Annotated in this window: 25 protein-coding genes; 10 read left to right on the top strand and 15 right to left on the bottom strand. The window is 71.0% G+C overall.

Going from position 1 to position 25,735, the window contains the following annotated elements; genetic code table 11:
* The first annotated feature begins 76 nt into the window (after positions 1–76).
* Complete coding sequence (secY, locus tag ACQP2T_RS41465) at positions 77–1,369, top strand: preprotein translocase subunit SecY (protein WP_433510310.1); 1,293 nt, start codon at positions 77–79, stop codon at positions 1,367–1,369.
* Positions 1,370–1,452: 83 nt separating this feature from the next.
* Here secY and ACQP2T_RS41460 read toward each other — a convergent pair whose 3' ends face one another.
* The 3 genes from ACQP2T_RS41460 to ACQP2T_RS41450 form a co-directional block, all read right to left on the bottom strand.
* Positions 1,453–2,103 (bottom strand): response regulator, encoded by a 651-nt coding sequence (locus ACQP2T_RS41460; RefSeq protein WP_433519903.1) that lies wholly within the window; start codon positions 2,101–2,103, stop codon positions 1,453–1,455.
* A 53-nt stretch (positions 2,104–2,156) separates the two neighbouring features.
* The gene (locus ACQP2T_RS41455; protein ID WP_433510309.1) at positions 2,157–3,584 is read right to left on the bottom strand and encodes a sensor histidine kinase; all 1,428 of its coding nucleotides are present in this window, start codon (positions 3,582–3,584) and stop codon (positions 2,157–2,159) included.
* Between the two features lie 318 nt (positions 3,585–3,902).
* Entirely contained in the window at positions 3,903–4,799 is an 897-nt protein-coding gene (locus tag ACQP2T_RS41450; protein WP_433510308.1) for an aryldialkylphosphatase, read from the bottom strand.
* A gap of 175 nt (positions 4,800–4,974) precedes the next feature.
* Here ACQP2T_RS41450 and ACQP2T_RS41445 point away from each other — a divergent pair, with 175 nt between their 5' ends.
* Together ACQP2T_RS41445 and ACQP2T_RS41440 are read left to right on the top strand one after the other, a co-directional pair.
* Positions 4,975–5,430 carry a TIGR02611 family protein gene (locus ACQP2T_RS41445; RefSeq protein WP_433510307.1) on the top strand — a complete coding sequence of 152 codons (456 nt, stop codon included), beginning with the start codon at positions 4,975–4,977 and terminating at the stop codon, positions 5,428–5,430.
* Positions 5,431–5,485: 55 nt separating this feature from the next.
* Positions 5,486–6,484, top strand: coding sequence for a hypothetical protein (locus ACQP2T_RS41440; RefSeq protein ID WP_433510306.1), 999 nt, complete (start codon positions 5,486–5,488; stop codon positions 6,482–6,484).
* Between the two features lie 6 nt (positions 6,485–6,490).
* On the opposite strand, the gene ACQP2T_RS41435 is transcribed toward ACQP2T_RS41440, so the two are convergent.
* Both ACQP2T_RS41435 and ACQP2T_RS41430 read right to left on the bottom strand, forming a co-directional pair.
* On the bottom strand, positions 6,491–6,784 hold the full coding sequence (locus tag ACQP2T_RS41435; RefSeq protein ID WP_246652531.1) for a GroES family chaperonin: 294 nt from the start codon (positions 6,782–6,784) through the stop codon (positions 6,491–6,493).
* 76 nt (positions 6,785–6,860) lie between these two features.
* Complete coding sequence (locus tag ACQP2T_RS41430) at positions 6,861–7,796, bottom strand: endonuclease/exonuclease/phosphatase family protein (RefSeq protein WP_433510305.1); 936 nt, start codon at positions 7,794–7,796, stop codon at positions 6,861–6,863.
* A 66-nt stretch (positions 7,797–7,862) separates the two neighbouring features.
* Between ACQP2T_RS41430 and ACQP2T_RS41425 the strand changes: the two genes are divergently transcribed.
* Positions 7,863–9,116: an ArgE/DapE family deacylase gene (locus ACQP2T_RS41425; RefSeq protein ID WP_433510304.1), complete on the top strand. Its 1,254-nt coding sequence runs from the start codon at positions 7,863–7,865 to the stop codon at positions 9,114–9,116.
* On the opposite strand, the gene ACQP2T_RS41420 is transcribed toward ACQP2T_RS41425, so the two are convergent.
* Together ACQP2T_RS41420 and ACQP2T_RS41415 are read right to left on the bottom strand one after the other, a co-directional pair.
* Positions 9,067–10,362, bottom strand: coding sequence for an FAD-dependent oxidoreductase (locus tag ACQP2T_RS41420; protein WP_433510303.1), 1,296 nt, complete (start codon positions 10,360–10,362; stop codon positions 9,067–9,069). The two genes, ACQP2T_RS41425 and ACQP2T_RS41420, sit on opposite strands and share 50 nt — an antisense overlap.
* Positions 10,363–10,456: 94 nt before the next feature.
* Positions 10,457–10,771 carry a rhodanese-like domain-containing protein gene (locus ACQP2T_RS41415; protein WP_433510302.1) on the bottom strand — a complete coding sequence of 105 codons (315 nt, stop codon included), beginning with the start codon at positions 10,769–10,771 and terminating at the stop codon, positions 10,457–10,459.
* A 204-nt stretch (positions 10,772–10,975) separates the two neighbouring features.
* Here ACQP2T_RS41415 and ACQP2T_RS41410 point away from each other — a divergent pair, with 204 nt between their 5' ends.
* Positions 10,976–11,440, top strand: a complete 465-nt coding sequence (locus ACQP2T_RS41410) for a TetR/AcrR family transcriptional regulator (protein ID WP_433510301.1) — start codon at positions 10,976–10,978, stop codon at positions 11,438–11,440.
* Here ACQP2T_RS41410 and ACQP2T_RS41405 read toward each other — a convergent pair.
* Complete coding sequence (locus tag ACQP2T_RS41405) at positions 11,409–14,405, bottom strand: helix-turn-helix transcriptional regulator (protein ID WP_433510300.1); 2,997 nt, start codon at positions 14,403–14,405, stop codon at positions 11,409–11,411. The genes ACQP2T_RS41410 and ACQP2T_RS41405 overlap by 32 nt on opposite strands.
* 238 nt (positions 14,406–14,643) lie before the next feature.
* Between ACQP2T_RS41405 and ACQP2T_RS41400 the strand changes: the two genes are divergently transcribed.
* Positions 14,644–15,165: an RICIN domain-containing protein gene (locus tag ACQP2T_RS41400; protein ID WP_433510299.1), complete on the top strand. Its 522-nt coding sequence runs from the start codon at positions 14,644–14,646 to the stop codon at positions 15,163–15,165.
* Positions 15,166–15,299: 134 nt separating this feature from the next.
* On the opposite strand, the gene ACQP2T_RS41395 is transcribed toward ACQP2T_RS41400, so the two are convergent.
* The 5 genes from ACQP2T_RS41395 to ACQP2T_RS41375 form a co-directional block, all read right to left on the bottom strand.
* A complete protein-coding gene (locus ACQP2T_RS41395) occupies positions 15,300–16,415 on the bottom strand; it encodes a hypothetical protein (RefSeq protein WP_433510298.1) in 1,116 nt (371 codons plus the stop codon).
* Between the two features lie 69 nt (positions 16,416–16,484).
* Positions 16,485–16,958 carry a hypothetical protein gene (locus tag ACQP2T_RS41390; RefSeq protein ID WP_433510297.1) on the bottom strand — a complete coding sequence of 158 codons (474 nt, stop codon included), beginning with the start codon at positions 16,956–16,958 and terminating at the stop codon, positions 16,485–16,487.
* Positions 16,959–17,003: 45 nt separating this feature from the next.
* On the bottom strand, positions 17,004–17,822 hold the full coding sequence (locus ACQP2T_RS41385) for an ABC transporter ATP-binding protein (protein ID WP_433510296.1): 819 nt from the start codon (positions 17,820–17,822) through the stop codon (positions 17,004–17,006).
* Between the two features lie 55 nt (positions 17,823–17,877).
* Positions 17,878–18,885: a FecCD family ABC transporter permease gene (locus ACQP2T_RS41380; RefSeq protein WP_433510295.1), complete on the bottom strand. Its 1,008-nt coding sequence runs from the start codon at positions 18,883–18,885 to the stop codon at positions 17,878–17,880.
* Complete coding sequence (locus ACQP2T_RS41375) at positions 18,882–19,922, bottom strand: FecCD family ABC transporter permease (RefSeq protein ID WP_433519902.1); 1,041 nt, start codon at positions 19,920–19,922, stop codon at positions 18,882–18,884. Before ACQP2T_RS41375 ends, ACQP2T_RS41380 begins: the two co-directional genes overlap by 4 nt.
* Positions 19,923–20,017: 95 nt before the next feature.
* On the opposite strand from ACQP2T_RS41375, the gene ACQP2T_RS41370 reads away from it, so the two are divergent.
* Positions 20,018–21,079 (top strand): ABC transporter substrate-binding protein, encoded by a 1,062-nt coding sequence (locus ACQP2T_RS41370; protein WP_433510294.1) that lies wholly within the window; start codon positions 20,018–20,020, stop codon positions 21,077–21,079.
* Here ACQP2T_RS41370 and ACQP2T_RS41365 read toward each other — a convergent pair.
* The gene (locus tag ACQP2T_RS41365) at positions 21,063–23,483 is read right to left on the bottom strand and encodes a helicase-associated domain-containing protein (protein WP_433510293.1); all 2,421 of its coding nucleotides are present in this window, start codon (positions 23,481–23,483) and stop codon (positions 21,063–21,065) included. The two genes, ACQP2T_RS41370 and ACQP2T_RS41365, sit on opposite strands and share 17 nt — an antisense overlap.
* Positions 23,484–23,562: 79 nt before the next feature.
* A complete protein-coding gene (locus tag ACQP2T_RS41360) occupies positions 23,563–24,069 on the bottom strand; it encodes an ATP-binding protein (protein WP_433510292.1) in 507 nt (168 codons plus the stop codon).
* Positions 24,070–24,290: 221 nt separating this feature from the next.
* Between ACQP2T_RS41360 and ACQP2T_RS41355 the strand changes: the two genes are divergently transcribed.
* The 3 genes from ACQP2T_RS41355 to ACQP2T_RS41345 all read left to right on the top strand — a co-directional run bounded on the left by ACQP2T_RS41355 (position 24,291) and on the right by ACQP2T_RS41345 (position 25,688).
* Positions 24,291–25,112, top strand: a complete 822-nt coding sequence (locus ACQP2T_RS41355) for a helix-turn-helix domain-containing protein (RefSeq protein WP_225299863.1) — start codon at positions 24,291–24,293, stop codon at positions 25,110–25,112.
* Entirely contained in the window at positions 25,113–25,349 is a 237-nt protein-coding gene (locus ACQP2T_RS41350) for a DUF397 domain-containing protein (protein WP_225299640.1), read from the top strand.
* Positions 25,350–25,436: 87 nt separating this feature from the next.
* Positions 25,437–25,688, top strand: a complete 252-nt coding sequence (locus ACQP2T_RS41345) for a hypothetical protein (protein ID WP_357960055.1) — start codon at positions 25,437–25,439, stop codon at positions 25,686–25,688.
* The last annotated feature ends 47 nt before the right edge of the window (positions 25,689–25,735 follow it).

Here is a 25,735-nt window from a genome sequence, read left to right as displayed (position 1 = left end):
GCGTACGCGGATCTGCGTACGCGGGTGACGCGGCTCGGCGGACGACCGGCGGCGGGCGCGTCGACAGACTCGGCTCATGCTGACCGTGCTGTTCAGGGCGTTCCGGGTGCCGGATCTCCGTAAGAAATTACTGTTCACGCTGGCCGTCATCGGGCTGTTCCGGCTGGGGCAGATCCTGCCGGCGCCGGGGGTGGACGTCGTGGCGGTCCAGCAGTGCCTGGGTACGGCGCGTGGCGGGCTGTTCGACATGGTCCAGATGCTCAGCGGGGGCGCGATGCTGAAGCTGTCGGTCTTCGCGCTGGGCGTCATGCCGTACGTCACCGCGAGCATCATCATGCAGCTGCTGACCGTCGTCGTGCCGCGACTCGAGACGCTCAGGAAGGAAGGGCAGTCGGGGCAGGCGAAGATCACCCAGTACACGCGTTACCTGACCATCGGGCTGGCCGTGCTCAACGCCACCACGGTGGTAGCGCTGGCGCGCGGCGGGCAGCTGCTGCCCGGGTGCGCGCGGCCACTGCTGCGCGACGAGAGCCTGCTGGGCGTCGCGGTGGTGGTGGTCACCCTGGTGGCGGGGACCAGCATGGTGATGTGGCTGGGCGAGCTGGTGACCGACCGGGGGATCGGGAACGGGATGTCGATCCTGATGTTCACCCAGACCGTTGCCTTCTTCCCGTCGTACATGTCGACCATCTTCGTGCTCAGCCCGTTCGCCTTCGCCATGCTGCTGGTGACCGGGATGTTCCTGGTGGCGGCCGTGGTGTTCATCGAGCAGGCGCAGCGGCGCATCCCCGTGCAGTACGCCAAGCGGGCGGTGGGGCGGCGGATGTACGGCGGGAGCAGCACCTACATCCCCCTGAAGGTCAATCAGGCGGGCATTGTGCCGGTCATCTTCGCCACGTCGCTGTTGTACCTGCCGACGCTCGCTGCCCCACTGCTCGGTGATGAGGTAGGCGGCTGGGTGTCGCGGAACATCACCGCCGGCACGCACCCGCTCTACATGATCGGATACTTCCTGCTGATCGTGGGATTCGCGTACTTCTACGTGTCGATCACCTTCAATCCCGTCGAGGTGGCCGACAACATGCGGCGGTACAGCGGGTTCGTGCCGGGCATCCGCCCTGGCACGCCGACCGCGCGGTATCTGGCGTACGTGCTGTCGCGGCTGACCGCGCCCGGGGCCGTCTACCTGGGGGTGCTGGCGCTGCTGCCGCTGCTCGCGTTCGCGATCCTGCGGGATCCGAGCACCCAGCAGAACTTCCCGTTCGGGGGGACCAGCATTCTGATCATGGTGGGGGTGGGGCTGGACACGGTGAAACAGATCGAGGCGCAGCTCCAGCAGCGCAACTACGAGGGCTTCCTCAGGAAATAGCCACGTTGGTGTACGGCCAGGTCGTCTGGCTCCGTTGGGACGGCCAGGTCGTCTGGCTCCGTTGGGACGGCCAGGTCGGCTGGTTACGTTGGGACGGCCAGGCCGGCGCGCATGGCGAACACGACCAGTTGGGCGCGGTCGCGGGCGCGCAGCTTGACCATGGCCCGGCTGACGTGCGTGCGGACGGTGTCGGGGCTGATCACCAGCTTCTTGGCGATCTCCTCGTTGGACCGGCCGGTCGCCACCCAGGCGACCAGTTCGCGTTCGCGCGGGGTAAGGGTGTCGAGGCCCTCCACCGGCTCGGTGCCGTGGCGGCCGAACAGGCCGATGACCTTCCTGGTGATCGCGGGCGACAGCAGCGCCTCGCCCGCGGCCACCACCCGGACCGCGCCGACCAGCTCGTCGGGGGCGCTGTCCTTGAGCAGGAACCCGCTGGCTCCGGCCTGGAGCGCGGCGAAGATGTACTCGTCCACGGCGAACGTGGTCACCACCACGATCCTGGTGCCGCTCAGCTCGCGGTCACCGGCGATGGCCCGCAGGGTCGCCAGGCCGTCCATGCCGGGCATGCGGATGTCGAGCAGGAGTACGTCGGGACGGGTGCGGCGGATGAGCTGGAGCGCCGCCGCGCCGTCGGCCGCCTCGCCCACCCACTCCAGGCCCGGCTCCCGATCCAGCAACGCCCTGAGCCCCATCCGTACGACGGCCTGATCGTCGGCTACGGCCACCCGGATCACCGGCCCCGGCTCGGTTCCCTTGGCTTCCTCGGGTTCCTCGGCTGAGGCGGGGGTCACGTGAGGTCTGCCGGGGAGTCGGCGGTGTTGTGGTGGGCTGAGATGTTCTGGAGCGCGGGCTGCCAGATGCGGTGGGCTGGGTCGTTCTGGGGTGCGGGTTGCTGGTTGTGCTGGGCCGGGTCGTTCTGGGGTGCGGGCTGCTGGTTGTGCTGAGCCAGGCCGGTCCGGAGTGCGGGTTGCCGCGGGAATGTGGCGAGGACCTGGAACCCGCCGCCGTCCCGTGGGCCCGCCGTGAAGTGTCCGCCCGCGGCGAGCACCCTGGCCCGCATCCCGGCCAGCCCCCGGCCCTCGGTCATGCCTGCCCGGCCGCGCTCCTCGATCGTGCCTGCTCGCCCGCGCTCTCCGGTCGCCCCTGCTTGGACACGCTCTTCGGCCGTTGTCGGCCGGTCGGCGTCACGGCCGCGCTCTTCGGTTATCCCCGGCCGGTCGGCGCCATGGTCGCGCTCCTCGGCCGCTTCCAGCTGGTCGACACCTCGGCTCCGCTCCTCGGTCGCTCCAAGCCGGTCGGCGCCTAGACCAGGGCTTCGGAGGGCGCCTCGGTCGGCGATCTCCAGGACGAGCGGCCCGGCCGGGTCGCTGGACAGCCGGACGAGCGCCTGTGTCGGGCCGGCGTGGCGCAGGACGTTGGTGAGCGACTCGCGCACCACCCCGTAGACGGTCGCGCCGAGGTGGGCGGGCACGACGGGGTCGGCGGGCTCCACGTCCACCGCGAGCCCCGCGGCCCGGACCCCGTCGATGAGGCTCGGCAGGTCATGGGCGCCGTCCCGCGCGTCATTGGCGCCGGCGTGCGGGTCATGGGTGCTGTCGCGCGGGTCGAGCCGGTCGAGTGCGGCGCGTAGCTGGGTGAGGGCCGTCGTGCTGGTCTCCCTGATCGCCAGCAGCGAGGCGCGCGCCTGCTCGGGGTCGTCGTCGAGCGTGACGAGCGCGAGCCCGGCCTGGAGGGCGATGGCCGCCAACCCGTGCCCGGCGGCGTCGTGCACCTCCCCGGCGATCCGCGCCCGCTCGGCGGCGAGCACATCCTCCCGGGGCCCGCCATCCGACGCGGCGTCACCCACTGCCCCGTCACAGGGGACGTCGTCACGGAGGGCGCGGACCGTGCGGTGTGCCGGGGCGAGGCTGTGGACCGCCGGGATACCCCAAGCCCTGGCGGGCGTCGCGGTCGCGAGCGCACCGACTCGTACGGCATCGGTGGTGCTGCCGGCTCCTGCCGTGCCCGTGGAGATGACCGGTGGCGGCTCGGCCTCAGCGGCGGCCGCGGCAGCGGCGGCGCGTGCCTGGGCCAGGCCGCTGAAGGACCACGGGACGGCCAGCCAGCCGGCCCAGGCCAGCATGATCACGACCGGGACGTCACCCAGCCGGGCCATGCGGGACAGCGCCTTGAACGGCCCGCGCGGGCCGTCACCGCTGTGCGTGTGCTCGGTCACCGTCCCCCCACCTGGCCAGGCTCGCTCAGCCCATAATCCTAGCCAGTTTCCGGCCCTCCGGTTGGCGGCCGACCGCCTGGACCTCCGCGAGACGATCTTGCGGTGGGCGGTCAGCTGCCCGCCTGAAGCGCCGCCAACCCGGAGCGCCGCCAACCAGGGGTGCGGCCAGCAACCTGGAGCGCAGTCGGCAATCCCGGCCACCTGGGGCGCTGTTCGGGTCAAGCGGCTCCGCCTGGAGCACAGCCGGCAGCCTGAAGCGCAGACGGCCGCTTGGAGCGCTGCCCAGGTCAGGCGGCTCCGCCTGGAGCGCCGTTCGGGTCAGGCGGATCCGCTGGTGAGCCAGCGCAGTGGGTTGTCCCGGGTGACAAGGCGGATCGTGTCCTCGGTCACCCCCGACTCGCGCAGGCGCGGCAGCAGCGTGTGGAAGAGGTGCGCGTAGCCGGGCCCGCCGTACCGGTTGACCTGGGCGATCCGGCTCACACCGGTGCTGAGCAGGAGGCGGTCGGCGTGGCCGTCCTCGATCAGGGCGAGCGCGATCCTGGCCGACTGGTCCGTGCCGAGGCTGAGTGAGCCCAGGCTGACGTACGCGCCGGCCTCGGCGATCTTGCGGGCGACGGCAGGGTCGCTGCCCGCGTAGCCCACGCTCACCCTGTCGCCCGCCAGGCCCTGGGCGAGGAGGATCTCCAGCATGGCCAGCCCGTTGTGCCCGTACGTGGCCACGGGCAGGCGGGAGGCCAGTGCGGCGCGGGCGGCGGCGATCAGGCCGCGCTCCTCGGCCGGGGTGGGCTCGGTGCCGCAGCAGCCGGCCTGGCCGATCACGCCGGGGAACACGCCGATGTCGTCGAGGCCGTCGGAGATCTCGCTCATCAGCCGCCTTGTGAGCGTCTCGACGTCCGTGTCGCGGGGACCGCTGAACGGTCCGGCGAACAGGCCGGTCGAGGCGATCACCGGAACCCGGCTGCCCATCGCGATCCTGGCCAGGGCGGCGGCGTCGCGGCCCATGCCCAGGCAGGTAAGATCGATGATCAAGCCGAGGTGGTCGGACTGGCGCACCTCGCGGAGTTCGGTGGTGACGGTCTGGTCCTCGTCGAGCCACCGATAGGGGTCGGAGTCGATGCCGGTCGCCCAGCGCATGTCGGTGCGCAGGTGCTCGCGGGGAAGGACGGCGCCGTCGATGGCGGTCGCGGGTACGGGACCGGTGACGGTACGAAGCATGGCCTCGGGCATACGAGACGGTAACCGATTTTTGCCCGAAGTCGCCTATAAAAGCATGAAATTTTACGTTTTGAGCGGTTTGTCGATTTGGCGGGTTGTCGGGTTGGTTAGGCAGCCTATTTGAGGGCCGCTGGGCCGTATCCTGGGGGGCACATCGACCGTGCGGGGGAGTACGTTGCCGATCCAGGACTCCGAGACCGGAGACGCCGACGCGATCAAGGCCGAGGCGGCCGATGGTTCCAGCATGCCTGAGCGCCGATCGGGCATTCACGGCTGGCTGGACGGCATCCGGTCCACCCGCGCGGGCGCGCTCACACTGAAGATCGTCATCGGCGCCATCGGCGCGATCATGGTGGTGGGCGGCCTGATCATGGTGCCGTTCCCCGGGCCGGGCTGGCTGGTCGTGTTCGCGGGGCTGGCCGTGCTGGCCACCGAGTTCCACTGGGCGCGCCGGGCGCTGGAGTTCGGCAAGCGGGTGCTGCACGACTGGACCGAATGGTACAAACGGCAGGGCTGGACGGTCCGCGTCATCGTGCTCATCGTCACCGTGGTCGTCGCGGCCGTGATCGTCTACGTCGGACTCAGGACGCTCGGCATCGATCTGATCGAGCTGGCCCAGCGCGTTATCTAGACCGGGTCGTTATCGCTGCCGGAAATCAGGCCAGCCGGTGCCTATTCTGCGGGGCGTGATCGCCCACATCGCCGTCGCCCTGTCGCTCGCCCTGCTCGCTCCGGCCTCGCCCGCCGACGCTGCCGGTACCGCCGACGCTGCCGGTGCCGCCGAGCTCCTGACCGCCCAGGCCGCGCCCTCGACCGCCCAAGCGGACACACTGCCCCTTCCAGGCGTCAGTGTGAAATATCAGGAAAAGGTGGGTGATCCCGTACGGCTCAGCAGCTACGGCCTGGGCACCAAGAGCACCTACCTCAGGGCCAAGACCGGCAACACGTTCGCCGAGCAGCCGACCCTGTCGGAAGCGGCGGTCTCGCCCGACGCCGCCACGGTGGCCGGCGTCCCGAAGTCCTACCGGGCGGGCTACGACTCCCTGATCCTCACCGACCGCGCGAGCGGCAAGGGCCGACGGGTGCGCACGGTCAAGAAGCCGCTGGCCGCTTCGTACATCTCCTGGTCGCGTGACAGCAAGCGGGTGGCGCTCACCGTCGAGCAGAAGGTCGGCGGGAAGTGGCGCACCGTCGGCTTCACCGTCGTCGACGTGGTGACGGGCACCGCGCGCACGGTCCGTCCCGCCGGGATCGACGGGGCCGCCGCCTTCTCGTGGAACCCCGGCGGCAACCTCGTCGCCAGGTACGGCGGCGGCCTGCGGACCTACCGGGCCGGTGACGGCGCGACCCTGCGTACGTTCGTGGGCGTCGGGGTGCCGACCGGCCCGGAGGACGCCTATTCGCCGTCGGGCAGCCGCCTGACCATGTGGTGCCCGGCACGCTTCACGGAGCAGCTCTGCCTGCTGAACCCGGCCACCGGCGTCACGAGGCGGTTGCCCATCGGCCAGATGACGCTGTTCGGCTGGTGGGACGAGAGCCATGTCATCGCGGTCATGACCGACCAGAGCACCCACCGCCTGTCGGTGGTCGATCTGACGGGCAAGGTGACCCGCGTGCTGGCCGAGATCCCGTCCCGGACGTGGAATGCGAGGCTCTGGGTGGCCTTCACCCGGACCCCACGCTGACGGCGACTACAGGTAGAGGCCGGTGCCGTGGTCGGTCTCCTGCGTGGCGACGGCGTGCAGGTCACGCTCGCGCATGACGAGGTAGACCTGCGCGTGCAGCTCCACCTCGAACTGGTCCTCCGGATTGAGCAGCACCTTGTCGCCCACCTTGACCGCGCGCACGTTCGAGCCGACCCCGCAGACCTCGCCCCAGGCCAGCCGGTTGGCCATCTTGACCGTCGCGGGGATGACGATCCCGGAGCCGCTGCGCCGCTCCTCGGTCTCTTGCTCAAGCCGGATCATCACCCGGTCGTTGAGCATCTGGATCTCGAACTTGGGTGCTACCACGCGCTCAGTTTACGGTCATCCGGACCCCCGCGAACCGGCAATGGCGACGTCAGGGCAGTGTGAGCTCGGCGAAGACGGGCCGATGGTCGGTGTTCGCCAGCGACTCGACCGAGAACGCGCGTACCCCCATCCCGGCGGAGGCCAGCACATGGTCGATCACCACGCCGGGAGCCCGCCCGCCGCTGGGCCAGTACGTCGCGGTGAACCCCCGTCCGGTGACGTCCGCCGCGTCGCGGTAGCCGGCGGCCAGCAGGTCGCGCATCGGCACGTGGTCGAGCGTGGCGTTGAAGTCGCCGGCGAGCACCCGCGCGGCGCCACCGCCGCGAGGCAGCGCGACCAGCCCCTGCTGCCAGCAGGGCGTACGTCCCTCGTACTTGGGCGCGCACGGGTGCACCGACACCACCTCGATCTTCGTCCCGCCCGGCTCCGTGAGCACCGCCCTGGCCTGCCCGAACGCCCCGAACTGGATGGCCGGCCCCGCCGTGAGCGGATAGCGCGAGTAGACGCCGGAGCCGCCCACGCCGGGCAGCGCCCGGACCACGGCCTGCGGCAACGCCTTGCGCAGCCCCGCCCGCTCGAGGGCGGCCGCGGCCTTGGGGGTGAGCTCCTGCAGCGTCAGGAGGTCCGGCCGGAGCCTGGCGACCAGGTCCATCAGCCCCGCCGTGTCGGCCGAGCCCACCATCAGGTTGGCCGCAAGCACCCGCAACGTTCGCCCGCCCGCGGCCGGCTCGCCGTCGGCGAACCAGCGAGGCAGTACGGTCAGCGCCAGGGCCGCCACGGTGACGAGCGCGACCGCCCCGGCGACCCACCGCCGCAGCGCCCCGGCCAGGGCGAGGGCGAGCACGGAGGCCGCCGCGGCATACGGCGTGAACGCCACGATCGGCACCCACGGCCACAACCCGTCGTACGGACTCACCCGCAGCGCCGCCCACACCGCGAACGGAGCCACCACCAACCACACCAGAACGCTCACCAAAGTTCGCACCCGCACCTCCCCCCATGTATTGCCGCGAATCATCACAGAGGTTCACGTCATGAGATGGTGGCCTCCATGCGCGACGCGGAAGCCAGGGTCCTCCAGGCCATCGACGACACCGACACCGTGAACCTGCTGGCCGAGACCGTCAGAGTGCCCAGCGTGACCGGCACCGACGCGGAGTCCGAGCTGCAGCACCGCGTCGCCCGCGTGCTCACCGAGGCCGATCTGGACGTGGACGTCTGGAAGCTGGACCTCGACGACCTCGGCCGTCGCGCGGGCTTCCCCGGCACCGAGGCGCCGAGGGCCGAGGGCTACGGCGTGGTGGCCGTGACCGGCGGCGAAGGCACCCCGGCACTGGCCCTGCAGGGCCACGTCGACGTCGTGCCCATCGGAGACCCGGCCCAGTGGGCGGGACACGACCCGTTCGCCGCCAGGATCACCGGCGACACCCTGCACGGCCGTGGCGCCTGCGACATGAAGGCCGGGCTGGTGGCCAACCTCGCCGTCGTCCGCGCGCTCAAGAAGGCAGGGGTACGACTGGCCCGGCCGCTCGCCGTGCACTGCGTGGTGAGCGAGGAGGACGGCGGCCTCGGCGCGTTCGCCACGCTGGCCAGGGGCCACACGGCGGAGGCGGCGGTCATCACCGAGCCGACCAGTGGCGCCGTCATCACGGCCAACGCGGGGGCGCTGACGTTCCGGCTGGAGGTGGTGGGCCGGGCCGCGCACGGGGCCACCCGGTACGAGGGGGTCAACGCGGTCGAGGTGTTCTGGCCGGTGTTCGAGGCGATCCGGCGCCTGGAGGCCGAGCGCAACCGCGACGTGCCGGCCATCTTCGCGGGGAACGCGATGCCGTACCCGATCGAGGTCGGCACCGTGCGTGCGGGCGACTGGGCCAGCAGCGTGCCCGACCTGCTCGTCGCCGAGGGCCGGATGGGCGTGCGGCTCGACGAGGACCCGGCGGCGGCGCGGGCCGGGTTCGAGGAGGCGGTGCTGACGGTCGCGCACCCATGGCTGCGCGACCACCCGCCGGCGATCACCTGGCCGGGCGGCCAGTTCGCCAGCGGGCGGCTGCCCGAGGCGCACCCGCTGCTGGCGGAGGTGGCCGGGGCCATCGCCGACACGACGGGCGCGCGGCCGATGGAGAAGGCCGCACCGTACGGGAGCGACCTGCGGCTCTACGCGGCGGGCGGGATCCCGGCGCTGCACTACGGCCCCGGCGACGTACGGTACGCGCACGCCCCCAGGGAGCAGGTCGAGCTGCGGGAGTTGCGCGAGGTCACACGAGCGCTGGCAACGCTCGTGGTGCGCCGTTGCGGAACACTTTGAGCAGCGCCCCCGGGCTCATCAGCGACGGCGGCGCGTCCATCAGGTTCGACACGCGGAGGAAGCGCCTGGCCAGGTCCGCGTCGTGTGCCGCCGCCGCGTGGAAGCGCCCCAGGTAGGCGTTGATCATCCGGATCTTCGGCGTGAGCTCCCCTTCCACGCCGGGCAGCCGCAGGTCACCACCGACCACGATGTCCCATGGCGCGTCGAGCACCTTGGTGATCCGCCGGAAGAACGGCAGCGGCCGCAGATCCGGGTCGAGCAGCGCCTTGGCCTCCAGCGCCGCGACCGACATGCCCTGGCCGTAGAACGGGTTGAACGCGCAGATGGCGTCCCCGACGACCAGCAGGCCCTCGGGGAAGCGCGAGAGCCGCTCGTAGCGATACCTGACGCTGGCCGGGGTGTGGTACGAGCGCGGCTCCCCGATCGGCTCCGCGACCGTGATCAACTGGTGCAGGTCGGGCGCGGGCAGCGTCTCGGCGAACGCGGCGAACTGCCGGAGTGGGAGCTCCGGCCCGTTGCCGGCGTACCCGGCCATGGTGACGATCCAGCGGTCGCCCTCCAGCGCCAGCGCCACCCCGCCGCGCGGGATCTCGGCCGTGGGCGCCACCACGAGCACCAGGTCGCCGTCGAGCTCGTGCGGCAGGCGGCGGAACTCGCGCGTGCCGTACCTCAGGTCGATCGTCACCCGCTCCTCGGCGGGCCGCTCGTAGCCGAGCTCGGACAGCCAGTACGGCGTACGCGAGCCGCGCCCCGAGGCGTCGACGACCAGGTCGGCGGGCATCGGGTCACCACTCGCCAGCCCCACGCCGCATACCCGGCCCCGGTTGGCGAGCAGATCGGTGACGGGGCGGTCGTCCAGCACCCGCACCCCCGGCAAGGCGCTGACGCGGCGGCGGATCTGCCCTTCGAGCAGCGTGCGGCTGACCGACAGCCCGATCAGGCCGCTCTCCGCGCGGGCGTGCGTATGCCCGCTGTGGATCCAGCGGGCCCGGCTCTGCAGATCGCCCATGAGCGCGCCCTGCGCGACGAGCTCGGCGGTGAGCCCCGGCAGCAGCTCGTCCATGACCTCACGGCCCTTGGCCAGCAGGCCGTGGGCGTGGCGGCTCTGGCCGACGCCCCGGCGATGAGCGTCGGCCGTGGGCAGTGTGTCGCGGTCGATCACGGTGACTCTGGCGTACCTGCGGTGCAGAGCGGCGGCGGACAGCAGGCCCGCGATGCTCGCCCCGATCACGATGGCGTGATCCATGGTGGTTCCCCCCTGAATGAGTTGTGGCTCCCAGAGGGTCACCCGCGCCTGCCGCCCGCTTCCACGTCCTTTGGCACGCTCCAAGAACGATGTTCTACGAGGACTCGACCGGCAGGCCCGCCGTCACCCAGTCCTCGATCCCCTCGACGTACCTGCGCACGTTCGTGTAGCCGAGGGCGGTCAGGCGGCGGGCGACGGCCTTGCTGTTGTTGCAGGCCGGGTTCGAGCAGTAGGTGACGATCGGCGCGTCCTTGTCGGGCAGCAGGGCGGGTGCCCGCTCGGCGACCTCGCTCTCGACGAGCGCGATGGCACCCGGCAGGTGCTGCTGGTCGTAGTAAGCACCGCCGAGTGTGTCGAGTAGGGTGACCGTGCCGAGCGCAGCTCGGAGCTCGTCGCGGGTGATGGTCATTGTGGCCTCCGGCTCAAATGGACTACAGTCCGCTTTGTGGATGGCTCGAAAGCTAACGGACCGCAGTCCGGTTCGTCAAGACAGAGACTGGAACTGCTTCGCGGGGGCCCGGTCAACGAACGTGCGGACGCGGCACGCAACAGGGAGAAGGTTCTTGCCGCCGCGGCCAGACTGTTCGCTGAGAAGGGTGTCGAAGCGGTCTCCATGGACGCGATAGCGACGGAGGCAGGAGTGGGGAAGGGCACGCTGTTCCGCAGATTCGGGGATAAATCGGGGCTGGCGGTGGCACTGCTCGACGAGCGCGAGCGGGTGCTGCAGGAACGCATTCTGTCCGGGCCGCCGCCGCTGGGTCCCGGTGCGCCCGCGCGCGACCGGCTCATCGCATTCGTCGACGCCTATCTGGACTACCTGTTCGCCCACCTCGACCTGGTACGCATGTCCGAGACGGCCAGTCCGGGCGCCCGCTACCGGATCGGGGCCTACCGTTTCTGGCACCGCCACACGGCCATCCTGCTGGCGGCCTCGCGCCCGGGGTCCGACGCGGACGTCCTGTCCCACGCGCTGCTGGCGGCCACCGCGGCGGAGGTGGCGGGCGTGCTCAGGGAGGAGTACGGCGAGGCCCGCGCCCGCGACGCGATCACCGCCCTGGTCGGTGCCCTGGTGGGCTGAGAGCGGGATGAGCGGGGGCGAGCCGGTGGGCCAGGGCGGCGGCCTCGACCCGGCCGGTCACGCCCAGCTTGGCCAGGATGTTGGACACGTGCACGCTCGCCGTTTTGGGGCTGATGAACAGCTCCGCCGCGATCTGGGAGTTGGACCGCCCGGCGGCGAGCAGGCCGAGGACCTCGCGCTCACGCTCGGTCAGACCGAACTGCGCCATCGGATCCGGTGGGGCGGGCGCCGGTTGCTCGGAGGGCTCGTCGGGGAGCACCAGCCGGGCCCGCCTGGCCAGGGCGTCGATCTCGGCGGACAGCGGCTCGGCGCCCAGCCCCGCGGCCAGCCGGGACGCCTCGGCGGCCGACCGCACCGCGTCGCCCCGATCACCCATGGCGCACTGCCGCTCCGCCAGTCGGAACAGGCAGTAGGCCAGCATGTACGGCTCGTCCGCGGCCCGCCAAGCCGTGACGGCGCCGCGCCACTCCTGAGTGGACAGGGGACCGGCCGGTGGGAGCCGGGTCTGCTCGGCCGCGATCGCCAGGGCGTACCCCCGGTCGGCGGGGGTGATCGCGGGAAAGTCGCCGGCCATGGCCAGCAGCCTTTCGACGACCTCGTCGGAGGAGCCGGCCTCTCGCCTGTCGCGGGCAAGGATCGCGCGGTCGATCCCGATCCTGCTGCCCAGCCAGATGAGCGGCAGGGAGTAGCGGGCCAGATGGGCATGGCCGGGATGCCGTAGCGCCTCGGTGATCGTCGCGAGGGCGGCGTCCAGGTCACCGGCCAGGCGCTGCCCCTCGGCCAGGTCACCGGCCAGCGGGAACAGGAACTGGGGCTCGTTGGAGTCGATCACCAGAGCCCTGGCCTGGCCGGCGATCCGGGCGGCCTCCTCGCCCCGGCCACTCAGCACGGCGATCTTCGCCGCTCTTACGAGCAGCGACGCGGAGAACATCCCTTCCGGCTCGCTGCGCAGCGCCTGCGCGATCGCCCGCCGCGCCTCTTGCCAGCGTCCCAGGCGCTCCATGGACTCGATCATGTTCCCGGCCAGGTAGGCGCCGTAAGTGCGGACGCTGCCGGTGCGCCGGGCCAGCTCCAGGCCCACGTTCGCGCTGTCGATCGCCTCCTGGTGGCGGCCGAACATCTCCAGCACGTCACTGGCGTTGATCCAGCCGCGCATCGCCGTCTCCACCGCGCCGATCCGCTCGGCCAGCCGCAGCCCGTCCATCAGCGTGGCGATGCTGGCCTCGGCCTCGCCGAGGAACGCCCGCATCGAGCCCAGGGTGATCAGGGCCTCGGCCTGCTCGGTGTGCGCACCCACCGCCGTGGCCACGGCCACCGCGCGCTCGGCGACGGCCGCCGCCTCCCGCATGGACCCGTCGCGCAAGTACGTCGCGGCGAGCGGGGTCAGCAGCGCGGCGTGGGCGTACTCCAGCGGCTCGGCGGGCAGCAGGTCGAGCGCCGCCCGCAGGATCGAGATGCCCTCGTCATGCTGTCCGAGATCGAGCAGCGTGCGCCCGCTTCGCCACATGAGCAGTGCCCGCCGGGAGACCGAGCCGTCCTCGCCCAGCTCGGCGAGCGCCTGGCCCACCAGGGAGCGTGAGCGGTCCACCCATCCGGCCCGGTAGGCGGCGTTCCCGGCCTCCGTCAGCACCTCGATCAGGTCGGTGCCGGTCAGCGCGGCGGCGTCCGGCACCCGGGGCCAGACCTCCAGAGCCCGCTCCAGATGCTTGAGTTGCTCGGCCGGCGCGTACATCGCCGACGCCTTGGCCGCGGCCAGCAGCGCGGGGAGCGCGGCGGGCAGGTCCAGCGCGGCCAGCCAGTGATGGGCCAGCGCCGCCGGCACCTCCGCCTGATCGGCGGCCAGATCGGGATGGGCCGACAGCGCCCGCGCGTACGCCACGTGCCAGTGGGCCCGCTCGCCGGGCAGCATGTCGTGATAGACCGCGTCCCTGGCCAGGACGTGCCGGAAGGCGTACCCCTGCCCGCCCTCGTCCACCAGCAGCAGATGGTTCTCCACGAGTTCGCGCAGCGCCTCGAACAGCGCCGCCGGCTCCCCACCGACCACCGCAGCCAGCAGCCGCTCGGGCACCTGCCGTCCGGCCGCCGACACCGCCCGAAGTAATCGCTGGGCCGCCGCCGAGCGCGCCTCGACCCGGATCAGCAGCAGGTCGCGCAGCGTCGGGGACAGCCCCGCGGCATCGCCGCCGCCGTCGCGTACCACCTCGACCATCTCCTCGACCAGGAAGGCGTTCCCCTCGGAACGATCCAGCACCAGGTCGAGCGTGCCGGGGTCGGCGGGCCGGCCGAGGATGGCCGCGACCTGGGCGGCCACCTCGTCGCGGCGGAACCTGACCAGCTCCAGGCGGCGCGCCTGGCGCATCCGCTCCCAGCCGCTCAGCAGTGGGCGCAGCGGGTGCCTGCGGTGGAGCTCGTCGGACCGGTAGGTCCCCACCATCAGCACGGGGGCCTCGCGCAGGGTCCTTATCAGGTACGTGAGCAGGCTCAGCGTGCTCTGGTCGGCCCAGCGCAGGTCCTCCAGGACCAGCATCAGCGGTCGGTCCGCGCTGAGCCGTTCGATCAACCCCAGCACCAGCTCGGGAAGGTGCGCGGCCTGATCGGCGGCCGTGCCAGGGATCGGCTCCAGGCTGGGCAGCACGTGGGCCAGCGGGCCCCGGGCAGGCCCAAGCCACGCGTCCACCTGCTCCGGCGAGGCCGACCGGCTCAGCGTCCGCAACGCCTCGGCCAGCGGCGCCAGCGGCAGCCCTTCCGGGCCGAGCTCCACGCAGCGGCCGGTGAGGGCACGCAGACCGGACGTCTCGGCCAGCCGGGTGGCCTCATCGACCAGTCGCGTCTTGCCGACGCCGGCCTCGCCCCCGACCAAGACAAAGCAGGCACGTCCCGTTCGTACCTTGGACAGCTCACTCGCCAGAGTCGCGAGCTCCTCGTGTCGTCCCACGAAGACCGGGCTGACCACCATCCCGCGCATGACCGCAACACTCGCACCTGCCGACAATCCTGTACAGATCCGAGATAAGGCAGCCGCCGTAGGCGGGCTGCCGCCCGATGCCTTGGAAGCTCGCAGCTAGGGGGGAGCCTCCACAGATCTAAGGTACGGCCTGGGCCACGAATAAGGTCGTTGCCCGAAGTGCGGCCGGCTCCTTAGCGAATAACGTTCATTTCGCCACCCGGTAATTCGACCGGAAGAAATTCGACAGGAGCATAAAATGTTCAAGACCTCGCTCAAAGCGGCAAAGACCATCGCGGCGATCGGCGCCGTTTCCGCCGCCGCGCTGCTGGCCGGCACCGGCAGCGCCAACGCCGCCAGCGGCTTCAACGTCCGGCTCTCTCCGGTGTCCAACCCGTTCCTGTTCGTGGACGTCGCAGGGGGCGCCACGGGAGACGGCGCCAAGATCATCCAGTGGCCGTTATCAGGTGACAACCAGATCTGGCAGTTCCAGCCGGTCGGATCGCACTTCCAGATCGTCAACCGGCACAGCGGCAAGTGCATCACCAGCGACGGCGGCGTCGCCCACCAGCTCTACCAGTGGCGCTGCAAGGGCACCGACCAGCAGCTCTGGGACACCAACCTGAACCCGGGCAACTTGATCGGTTACCCCATCACGAACGTGGCCAGCGGCCTGGTCATGGACGTCATGGACGCGAGCGGTGCCCAAGGCGCGGCCATCGACACCTGGTATTACCACAACGGCAACAACCAGGCGTTCGTCGGCAGCTCGGCGGACTAGAACGCCGCCGCCAAACGTGGTCCATAATCAGAAGCGGGCTTCGCCGGCATTCCGGGGAGCCCGCGTCATTTCCCGGCCGGGCCGTCGAATTCTTTGGCCGGGACGCGAAATATCCGGAGAATCGCCATGAAGGGTCAGGCGCGAATGCGTTCGGCGGCCAGGACGCGCTCGGCCTCGTCCACCGTCGCCGCGCGCACCTCGACGCGCTCGCCCTCCTTTCTGAGGATGGTCACGATGCCCGTGAGGAGGGTGCACCGCCGGATCGGATCGCGGGTGATCACCTGGCGATCCCTGGCAAGGACGTCGGAGTGGGCGGTGTCGTCGGCGGACCAGACCCACGCACGCCCACTGAAGCCGGGCCATGGGCCGCCCAACGGGAGGCTGACATGGACGTCGGCGTCGAGTCGCAGCGTCGGCTGCCCGTCCGGGTTCAGCTCGCGCGCGATCCGCAGATCGGCCTGCAACTCGGTCAGATATCGCGACAACCTGTCGTCGGACCAGGTTTCCAAGTGCGGCGGCGGAGCGGTCATCAGCTCGAACCGCAGGTCGCCCAGGATCTCCTCGACCCGGGCCTGACGGTGCGACTCCTCCTCCGGGATGGCGAACCGGCCCGGGTCGACGTCACCCCCTTCGTACAGCGGGCCGAAGCTCACCACGAGAGTGCCTTGCGCGGGCTCGGGTGCGGGGAGCGGGCGCAGGGCGGGCCAGTCGCCCATCACGTCCGCGTCGCTTGGATCCAGCGGAAGCACCGCGGTCATCCGCCGCGCCTCCTCGCCGAGCACAACGGACTCGGGGCCGATGGCCGGCCCAGCCGCGTCGCAGAGAGGCCAGAACCGCAGCAGCCAGGGCTCCGCCACGGCTCTGCCGTACTCGTCCTGATCCGCGGGCGGAGCCGCGTAGGCGCGCAGGCCATAGGCGAAGAACGGTGGACCGATCAGCAGCTTCTCCCCGGTGCCGCCCACCCCCGGACCGAACATCGACACCACACCCGTCACGCTCAAGTAGACGGTCTCGCCCTTGCCGACCCACAGATCGCCGGGCGGGGGAGGCTCCTCATCCCACGCCTCCAACCGAACGGTCGCGTTCGCGGCGCCGTACGCGCTCTCGATCTCGACGGACGCGATGCTCGTGCACAGCGAGCCCGTCTGCACCGCGTCCTCGTCATCCAACTCGCCGCACTCGTCGAAGAGCTCGAAACGCCGGTGGGAGATGGGCACCTCGTCGTCAACCGCACGCAATAAGCCCGCCACGAGCCCTCCAGACCTTGATGGGAGATCGGCGGGATGACGATATTCGCCGGCTCCGACGAAATCGGCCCGCTAGCCGGTGATGAAGGGGGCGTATCCGGTCGGGACCTCGCTGACCCGCAGGTCCGAAAAGAGCAGGGTGAGACGGTGCGCATTGGTTTCGAGGCGAACCTCGTGGAAGTCGATCCCGACGGCTTGTGCCCAACGGCGGGCCGCTTGCGACTCAGGGATAACCTCCGCGCCTGGATACAAGCCATGCCACTTCACACCCCAGACGTATCCGTCGAGCTCGACACCGGTCTCGTAGTCGATGAGGCGGTCGTCGAGAGAGACACGCCAGATCTCGGGCGCCAGCGACGACTCGCACCGGGCCTCGACGCAGTACCTGAAGAGATACCGCAGGTAAGCCGACTCGACCCCGGTGCGGGGATCTGCCGTCACGTAGACGATGACCTCGTAGTCGCGCATGTAGCTGGTGTATCCGTGGTGCACGACGGCGTGATCGAAGGTCTCGTCCAACATCTGGGCAAGTACTGCGGCGTCCATGTCGCCGTTCTACCTCACGTGATCACCCCTCCGGGGAGAGATGGATCAGGCCGTCGTTCTCACCTGGCGGCGGGCCTCCGGGATGATGAGCGGGGTGCCCGACTGAGGGTCTTCGATGATCTCGCAGCGCAGGTCGAACACCTGGGCGACCAGGTCGGGCGTGACGATCCCGGCCGGTTCGCCCTCGGCCACGATGGCGCCGTCGCGCATGACGATGAGGTGGGTGGCGTAGCGGCACGCCTGGTTGAGGTCGTGCAGGACCGCCACCATCGTGCGGCCGGCCTCGTGCAGGTCGGCGCAGAGGTCCAGCACCTCGATCTGGTGGGAGATGTCCAGGAACGTGGTCGGCTCGTCGAGCAGCAGGATCGGCGTCTCCTGGGCCAGCGCCATCGCCAGCCATACGCGCTGTCGCTGGCCGCCGGACAGCTCGTCCACGATCCGGTCGGCCAGTTCGGACACGTCGGTGGCGCGCATCGCCTCGCTCACCGCGGCCTCGTCCGCGCGTGACCACTGCCGCATCAGCTTCTGGTGCGGGTAGCGGCCGCGGGCCACCAGGTCCGTCACGGTGATGCCGTCGGGCACGATCGAGCTCTGCGGCAGCAGCCCGAGTCGCCTGGCCACCTCCTTCGACGGCAGCGAGGTGATCACGCTGCCGTCGAGGTGGACCGCGCCCTTCCTGGGCTTGAGCATTCTGGCCAGGGCGCGCAGGAGGGTGGACTTGCCGCAGGCGTTCGGGCCGATGATCACGGTGAACGACTCGTCGGGGATCGTCACGTCCAGCTCGGCCGCCACGACGCGCTGGTCGTAGGCGAGGGTGAGGTCGCTGCCCGACAGCCGGGCGGGCTGGGACTGGGGGAGTGCCATCAGCGGTGGTCCTTTCGCGCGGGCATCAGCGGCCGTCGGTCCTTTCGCGCGGGCATCAGTGGCGGTCCTTTCGCAGGAGGAGGGCGAGGTAGGCGCCGCCGATCGCGGCCGTGAGCACGCCGACGGGCAACTGTGTGGGGGCGAGTACGCGCTGGGCCGCCAGATCGGCGCCGGTCAGGAGGACGGCGCCCATGAGCGCCGAGGCGCCCATCGTCACGCCGGGCGACCGGGTCAGCCGCCTGGCCAGCTGCGGAGCCGCCAGGGCGACGAAGATGACCGGCCCGGCGGCGGCTGTGGCGACCGCGCACAGCAGCACGCCCACGGTGATCGCCGTGGCCCGTACGGCCTCGACCCTGATGCCCATGGCCCGCGCCGAGTCGTCGCCCATCTCCAGCATCCGCATCGGCCGCGACACGGCGGCGCAGACCGGGAGCAGCGCCGCGAGCGCCAGCGCCACCGGGATCGCGTGGTCCCAGCCGCGCCCGCTGAGGCTGCCCGTGAGCCACGCCCCCGCGGTCGCGGCGTCGTTGATGTTCGCCCTGGTCAGCAGGTAGGAGTTGGCGGACAGGAGCAGCGCGTTCGCGCCGATCCCGACGAGGACCAGCCGGTAGCCCTGCACGCCCCCGCGATGGGCCAGCGCGTACACCAGCACGGCGGTCCCGACGCAGCCCGCCAGCGCGCCGCCCGCGATCTGCAGCGCCGTGCCGCCGGCGATCACGCCGAGGATGCCGCCCGTCGAGGCGCCGGCGGTGAAGCCGATGAAGTCGGGGCTGCCCAGCGGGTTCCTGGTCAGGCTCTGGAAGATCGCGCCGCTCAGGCCGAACGCCGCACCCACCAGCAGCCCGGTGATCACCCGGGGCGCGCGCAGCTTGCTCACGATCAGCTCGGCGACGGGCGTGCCCTGGCCGAACAGCGCGGTCAGCACATCGGGTACGGACACGGTGAACTCGCCGGTCGAGATCGCCGCCACGGTCACGGCGAACGCGACCAGGACGAGAACCAGGGCGACGACGAGGGACCGCGGCGCCAGCCGTACGGACCAGGGACCGAAGCGGATGCTCATAGCGCGGCCAGCCTCCTGCGCCTGGCCATCAGGATGAAGATCGGCGCGCCGACCACGGCGCACATGATGCCCACCTGCACCTCGCCGGGCCGGGCGATGAGCCGCCCGGCCACGTCCGCCGCCAGCAGCAGCGCCGGCGCGGCCAGCACCGTGTAAGGCAGCACCCACCGCTGATCCTGACCCACCACGGCCCGTACGGCGTGCGGCACGGCCAGCCCGACGAACCACAGCGGCCCGGCCGCGGCCGTGGCGGAGCCGCAGAGCAGCGTGACCGACACGGCCGTGAGGACCCGGGTACGGGTGACGGCCACGCCCAGGGCCTTGCCGGCGTCGTCGCCGAGCGCCAGCATGTTCAGCGGCCTTGCCAGCAGCAGCCCCACCACCAGGCCGACGGCCATGAAGGGCGCGATCCGCAGCAGCACGTCGGAGGTCTGCCCGGCCAGCGAGCCGGTGAGCCAGAACCGCATCCGGTCGAACGTCTGCGGGTCCATGCGCAGGATGGCCGAGGCCACCGCCGTGAACACCATGCCGACGGCGATGCCGGCCAGCGCCAGGCGTACCGGACCGGCGCCCGAGCGGCCGGCCGAGCCCAGCGCGTAGACGACGACGGAGGCCGCGGCGGCGCCGGCGAAGGCGAACCACACGTAGACGGCCGGGTCCGTGAGCCCGAACAGCCCGAGCGCGAGGGTGACGCCCAGCGCGGCGCCCTCGTTGATGCCGAGCAGGCCCGGGTCGGCCAGCGGGTTGCGGGTCAGGCTCTGCATCAGTGCCCCCGCCAGCCCGAGCGCGGCCCCCACGCCGATGCCCAGGAGGGTCCGTGGGACGCGCAGCTCGCGGATGACCGTGTGGTCGCCGGATCCGTTGGGGGCGGTCAGCGCGTCCAGCACCGTGGACAGCGGCACCGACCGCGCGCCCAGTGCCACGCTGGCCATCGCCACCAGCACCAGCACGCCGAACACGACCACCAGCCCACCGGCCAGCGCCGCCGGACGCCCCCGGGACGCCACGGGCTCGACCTCGGCCGGGCGCTCTTTCACCGCGGGCAATCCGCACCCCTTTCGTCACGGTCACATTTAGGCGAGGCTAAGGTAAAGCCCCACAACCAAGGCAAGCCTAACCTTAGGAGATGGACATGTCGGGACCGGTACTGCCTCGCAGGGGCTTTTTCACGGCCACGGCGGGCGTCGCGGCGGCCCTGACGCTGGCGGCCTGCGGCGGCGAGGGCGCCGCCACCCAGGCGGCCCCGACCGGCACGGCGGGCACGGGGGGCACGGCGGGCACGGGGGGCACGGCGGGCACGGGGGGCACGGGGGGCACGGGCGGCGGATGGACGTTCACCGACGACCGGGACAAGAAGCTCAGCCTGCCCAAGCGCCCCACCCGGGTGGTCGCCCAGGTCGGCGCCGCGGCGGCGCTGTGGGACTTCGGCGTGCGCCCGATCGGTGTCTTCGGCCCGCACAAGCTCAAGGACGGCGCCAGGGACCCCCAGGTGGGCAACGTCGACATCACCAAGGTCACAGGGCTGGGCAACGTCTGGGACGAGTTCAACGTGGAGCAGTACATCGCGCTCCAGCCCGACCTGCTGGTCAGCAGCATGTACATCAAGGGCACGCTCTGGTACGTACCGGAGAAGTCAAAGGCCACGATCGAGCAGGTCGCCCCAACGGCCGGCATCATGCTCACCGGGCGCAGCGCCATGGAGGTGATCGGCAAGTACGAGGAGCTGGCCACGTCCCTGGGCGCCGATCTGCGGGGGGTGCCGGAGGCCAAGGCCCGGCTGGCGGCGGCCGGCAAGGAGCTGGCGGCGTTCAAGGACCTCAAGATCCTCATGGTCTCGGCAGGCCCCGACGCCATGTGGGTGGTGAACCCGCCGGAATATCCGGACATCGTGCACCTCACCCAGAACGGCCTGACCGTCGTCACACCCGCCAAGGTCGACGAGGGCGGCTTCTTCCAGACGCTGAGCTGGGAGAACGCCGACACCTACGACGCCGACGTCATCCTCTACGACACCCGCACCCAGTCGCTCAAGCCCGCCGAGATGATGAAGAAGCCCACCTTCGCCAAGCTGCCCGCCGTCAAGGCCGGGCAGCTCTACCCGTGGAGCGCCGAGGCCCCCTACAGCTACCAGGGCTACGCCGACTTCGTGGAGGGCCTCGTGGCCAACCTGAAGAAGGCTAATAAGCTCCGGTGACCTCGACGATCTCGGCCAGCGGGAACTCCAGGTAGTCGCCGGCCTCCTCGCACCAGGCGTCGAGGGCGCCGCCCTTGAGCTCGCCATGGCTGATCGTCGCGGTCAGGCCGTCGGTCAGCGTGATGCCGGCCCGCACACCCCGGTCCACGACGAAGCCCAGCAGCGACTGCTGCGCCGTGGGCAGCCTGGTCGCCATCCGGCCGATGACGGCCCAGGTGCGCCCGGCGCGGTCGTTCGCCGCCCGGCTGGCGCTGATCAGGCGGGCGGCGTGCTCGTGCGGGTCGGGGATCGGCTCGGCGATGATGTGCGGGATCGCCTCGGCCCCGCCGATCGCCGCCAGCTCCGACAGCTCGGCCACCTGGCCACCGGGCAGCAGGATGAGCTTGCCGTTCTGGGGCTCCTCGACGCGGGTCCGGCGGATCGTGATCTCGCCGCCGTCGGCGACGGGGACGGGCGAGTAGCCGTGCTCGCGCAGCGCGGCGAGTGTCCGCTCGGCGCCCGCCGAGCTCACCAGCACGGTGGGCGCGAGCAGCCGCAGGCCGAGCCGGCTCAGCCGCCGGTGAGCGGCGATCTCGGCGAGCAGGGTCGGGTCGGAGGCCTGCACCACGCAGCCCACCGTGGTCACCGTCACCTCGCCGTGCCTGCGGGCCACGTCGCGTACGAGGTATTCGAGCGGCTGCGGGATGGTGCCGACGTCGGACAGCTCCTCCAGCAGCTCGTCGGCCTCGTAGCCGTGGTCCAGCGCGCGGCGCACGCTCTCGGTGGTGAACCGCCACACCGAGGCCGCGCCCCGCGACTCCCGCTCGGCCACCCGGTCGAGCAGCGCGGCCAGCTCGGCGGACGGCGGTCCCGTCACCACCGCGGTCAGGTCGGGGCCGAACAGCGCGCTCCTGCGTACGCTGGCCAGCGCCCTGGTCGACGCCTCCGCGAGTATCGGGTCGTGCTCGACCAGCGGCACCGCGTCGTCGCTCTCCTCGCCCGCCTTGGCGGCCAGCCCGGCCAGCGCCCGGCCCAGGTCGGTCAGCGAGTCGTTGGCCAGCAGGCCGAGCAGCCGCGCCTCGACGAGCACCGCGGACGCGCACTCGGCCAGCAGGTCCTGGTCGAGCATTGGGGAGTGCCAGCGGACGTTGCGGACCAGGCCGGCGCGATCGGCGAAGGCCGTGCCGGCCGGCAGGTGGGACAGGACCGACAGCACCGCCCGGCGCACGCGCGCCACGGCGGCGCCCGACTGGTCGTCGCCCAGCACGGTGCCGTACTTGCCGTCGATCTTGCGCAGCGACGAGCGCTCCATGCGCCACCAGGCCGACAGCAGAACCCGCAGCCTGGCCGAGCCCTCGTCGAGCCGCCAGCGGTCGAACCGCTCGGTGGGGATCATGCCGCCGGACGGCTCGTCCCAGGCCAGCAGCCTGGCCACGGTGCAGATCTCCAGCAGCAGCCGGGTCTCGTCCTCGTCGCAGCCGGTCTCCTTGGCCATCCTGCGTACCTCGCGCACGCCCACGCCACCGGTCTTGAGCAGCGGCAGCGGCGCCTTGGAGGCGTTGTCGAGCAGCGCCGCGCACCGCTCCACCACGTGCGGAGCGGCCAGCGTCATCAGGTGGTCGACCTCTTCCGGGTCGATCGGGATCGTGGCCACCTCGGGCGGTTCGGGGGTGAACGGCGGGTGGTAGCCGGAACCGCGCAGGCCGAGCGCCACCTCGCGCGGCATCTCGGCCACGTGCCAGCTCGGCCGGTAGAGGAGGCCGTGGTCGGCGGCCCACTTCTCCGGCGTGCCGGGCATGACGAACCGGCCGCCGTCGACATCGCGTACGGGGCCCTCCCAGGCGAAGCCGTCCAGCAGCCGGACCGTGCCCTCGGGGGCGGCGCGCAGCAGCGCGTCGAGCCGGGCCGGGTCGCCGAGCACCTCGCTGGCCCGGCTGACCGTGCGGCGCTTGTTGCCGTCGGGCGGGAGCCCCAGGTTTCGGGCGAGCGAGCGCAGTGTGTCGTTGCTGATCGTCCAGGAGTTGAGGTAGTGGTCGAGCGGCTCGCCCAGGCCGAGGGGCGCGGTCCACCAGCGCGACACGGGCTCGGCCAGGCGGATGACGCCCTCGCCGTCGGGCCAGGCCAGCGCGTGGTCATGCAGGAGGTCGAGCCAGGGGCTCAGCTCCTCGGCCGGCACGCCGAGGAAGGCCGCCAGTCGCTCGGGAGTGGCGTGCCGCACGACCAGGCACGCCTGAGCCAGCTCAAGGCAGGGGAGGGGGAGGCCGCGCAGGGCCTCCATCACGGCGAATCCGTTGCCGAGCCGTTGGGCAAGGGTGTCGAGCCGCCGCGGCCAGGGGGCCGCGATGGCGTCGGGCCGGGTCGCCAGGATGCGGCCCAGCCTGTCTTCGTCAAGTGTTCGTAGCCAGCCGAGCAGGTGATCATCCATCTGTCAGCACTCTCATGGGGTCGCACGCAGGGACTCACCGTGAGCCATGACCATCCACGGTAATGCAGATCACCCCCGGTCAGGAGAGGACTGCCCAGACGATCTTCCCGTGGGGCGCGAGTGCGGACCAGCCCCATCGGTGGCTGAGCGATTCGACGATGTGGAGTCCGAGGCCGCCGGTGTCGAGAGGGCCAGGGTATCTCAGCACGGGCACCGATGAGCCTGGATCGGTGAAGGCGCTGGTAACCAGCGTGCCGCGGCGCACCAGAGACATGTGGACCGGGCGATGGCAATGCGGCTCGGCCAGGCGTAATCCATGTCGCAGCGCGTTGGTGGCCAGTTCGGAGACCACCAGCTCCATGTTCTCGATCAGCTCGCCGAGCCCCCATCCCGTCAGGGTGCCGTTGGTGAAGCTGCGGACGGAGTGGATCGAGGACGCCGTGGGCGGGAGGACGAACGTGGCGCTCGAGGCCGGGCCTGGGACCAGCAGGTCACGCGCGGCCTCCGGCCACCACCCGACCGGGGGCCACCAGTCGAACGTGGTCCACGAGCCCTGCGTCGCCGTGGTGGATTGCACGTTGATCATTCTGGAGCAAACTCTCGTGCAGGTGCAAGAGCGAATGCACGTGCAGACACCGTGTGCAAGCGCTACCGTTGCCCCAAAAGGTCAATCAGTGGGAAAGGGGATCTTGTCCGCGGCATATGATCTATCGGCCGTGGAGTGACAGACTGTGTGCTAAGGAAACGACCAAGGAGCAGCGCGTGTCCCTCGATCCGCCCGGTTCAGGTTCGACCGTTCGGCGCATCATGCTAGGCGCCAGTTTGCGGCGGCTGCGTGAAGCCAGCGAGCTCACCCGCGACCAGGCCGGATTCCACATCCGGGCGTCCGAGTCCAAGATCAGCCGCATGGAACTCGGTCGTGTCGGATTCAAGACACGTGACGTCGAGGACCTGCTCACCCTGTACGGCGTCGTCGACGACGCCGAGCGCCGTGCCCTGCTGGAGATGGTCCGCGAAGCCAACACCCCCGGGTGGTGGCACAAGTATTCAGCCGTTCTGCCCGCGTGGTTCACCACGTACGTGGGGCTAGAGGAAGCAGCCAGCGTGATCCGTACCTATGAGGTGCAGTTCGTGCCCGGTCTGTTGCAGACGGCCGCATACGCACGCGCGGTATACCAACTCGGCAACCCCGATGAGACCCCTGGGCAGATCGAGCGCCGCGTGCATCTGCGCATGCAGCGACAAGAGCGCTTCACGCAGAAGGACGGCCCGCGACTGTGGGCGGTCATCGACGAAGCGACCCTCAAGAGGACCATCGGCGGGCGGGAGGTCATGTCCGAGCAGCTTCAGCACTTGCTGGAAGTCGCTGCCCTTCCCAATATCACCATTCAGGTGATGCCCTTCAGATATGGCATGCACGCCGCTGAAGGTGGCGCGTTCAGCATCTTGCGATTTCCCGAGTCCGACTTGTCGGACGTTGTCTATGTCGAGCAGCTCTGGGGTGCCCTGTACCTGGACAAGCGTGAGGACATCGATCCATATCTCACGGCTATGGAGCAGTTATGCGTGGAGAGCACCACGCCAGGGGGCACCGTCGAGCTCATCGGCGGTCTTCTCAGAAAGATGTAGATGAAGCAGACCTACAACGGCATGCCGGCGACCGACCTGCAGCAGGTCGCCTGGCGCAAGAGCCACTACAGCAACTCACAGGGGAACTGCGTCGAGCTCGCGAAGCTCCCCGACGGCGGGGTGGCGGTGCGCAACTCGCGCTTCCCCGATGGCCCGGCCCTGATCTACACCCGCGACGAGATCCGAGCCCTCGTGCTCGGAGTGAAGGATGGGGAGTTCGACGGCCTCCTGGTGTAACAGGCTGTTAACCTCCGGCGCGTCCCCTTAACGGGGGCGCGCCGGAGGCGTAACCACCCCGCCTCCGGCGGGATCCATGATCAGCACATGCTCGACCAGATGACCCTTTATCCGATCGCCGACGACGTGCTCTTCGCACCCGGCGGCAAGGTCGTGATCCGCACCTACGGCGTCGCGCCCTCCGGTGCCGCCGTCTCCTATCGCACGTGGGTCACGGGTCTGCGTGACCAGCCGCGCTACTGGCACTGGGGCCACTTCGAGGACGCCACCTCCGGGCACCGCAGGGTGCTGGAGTGGCTGACGGGGAGAGGGCCGCAGCCTACCCAAGCGGTCGCTTGATCGGCTAGGGTTGAGGCCGAGCAATCGCTTGGTCAAAGGAGCCCGGG

Origin of the sequence: Nonomuraea sp. CA-143628 (genome assembly GCF_050942315.1) — a bacterium.
Lineage (GTDB): Bacteria > Actinomycetota > Actinomycetes > Streptosporangiales > Streptosporangiaceae > Nonomuraea.
The sequence above is the reverse complement of the archived record's forward strand: the minus strand, read 5'-3'. Positions and strand labels throughout refer to the sequence as shown.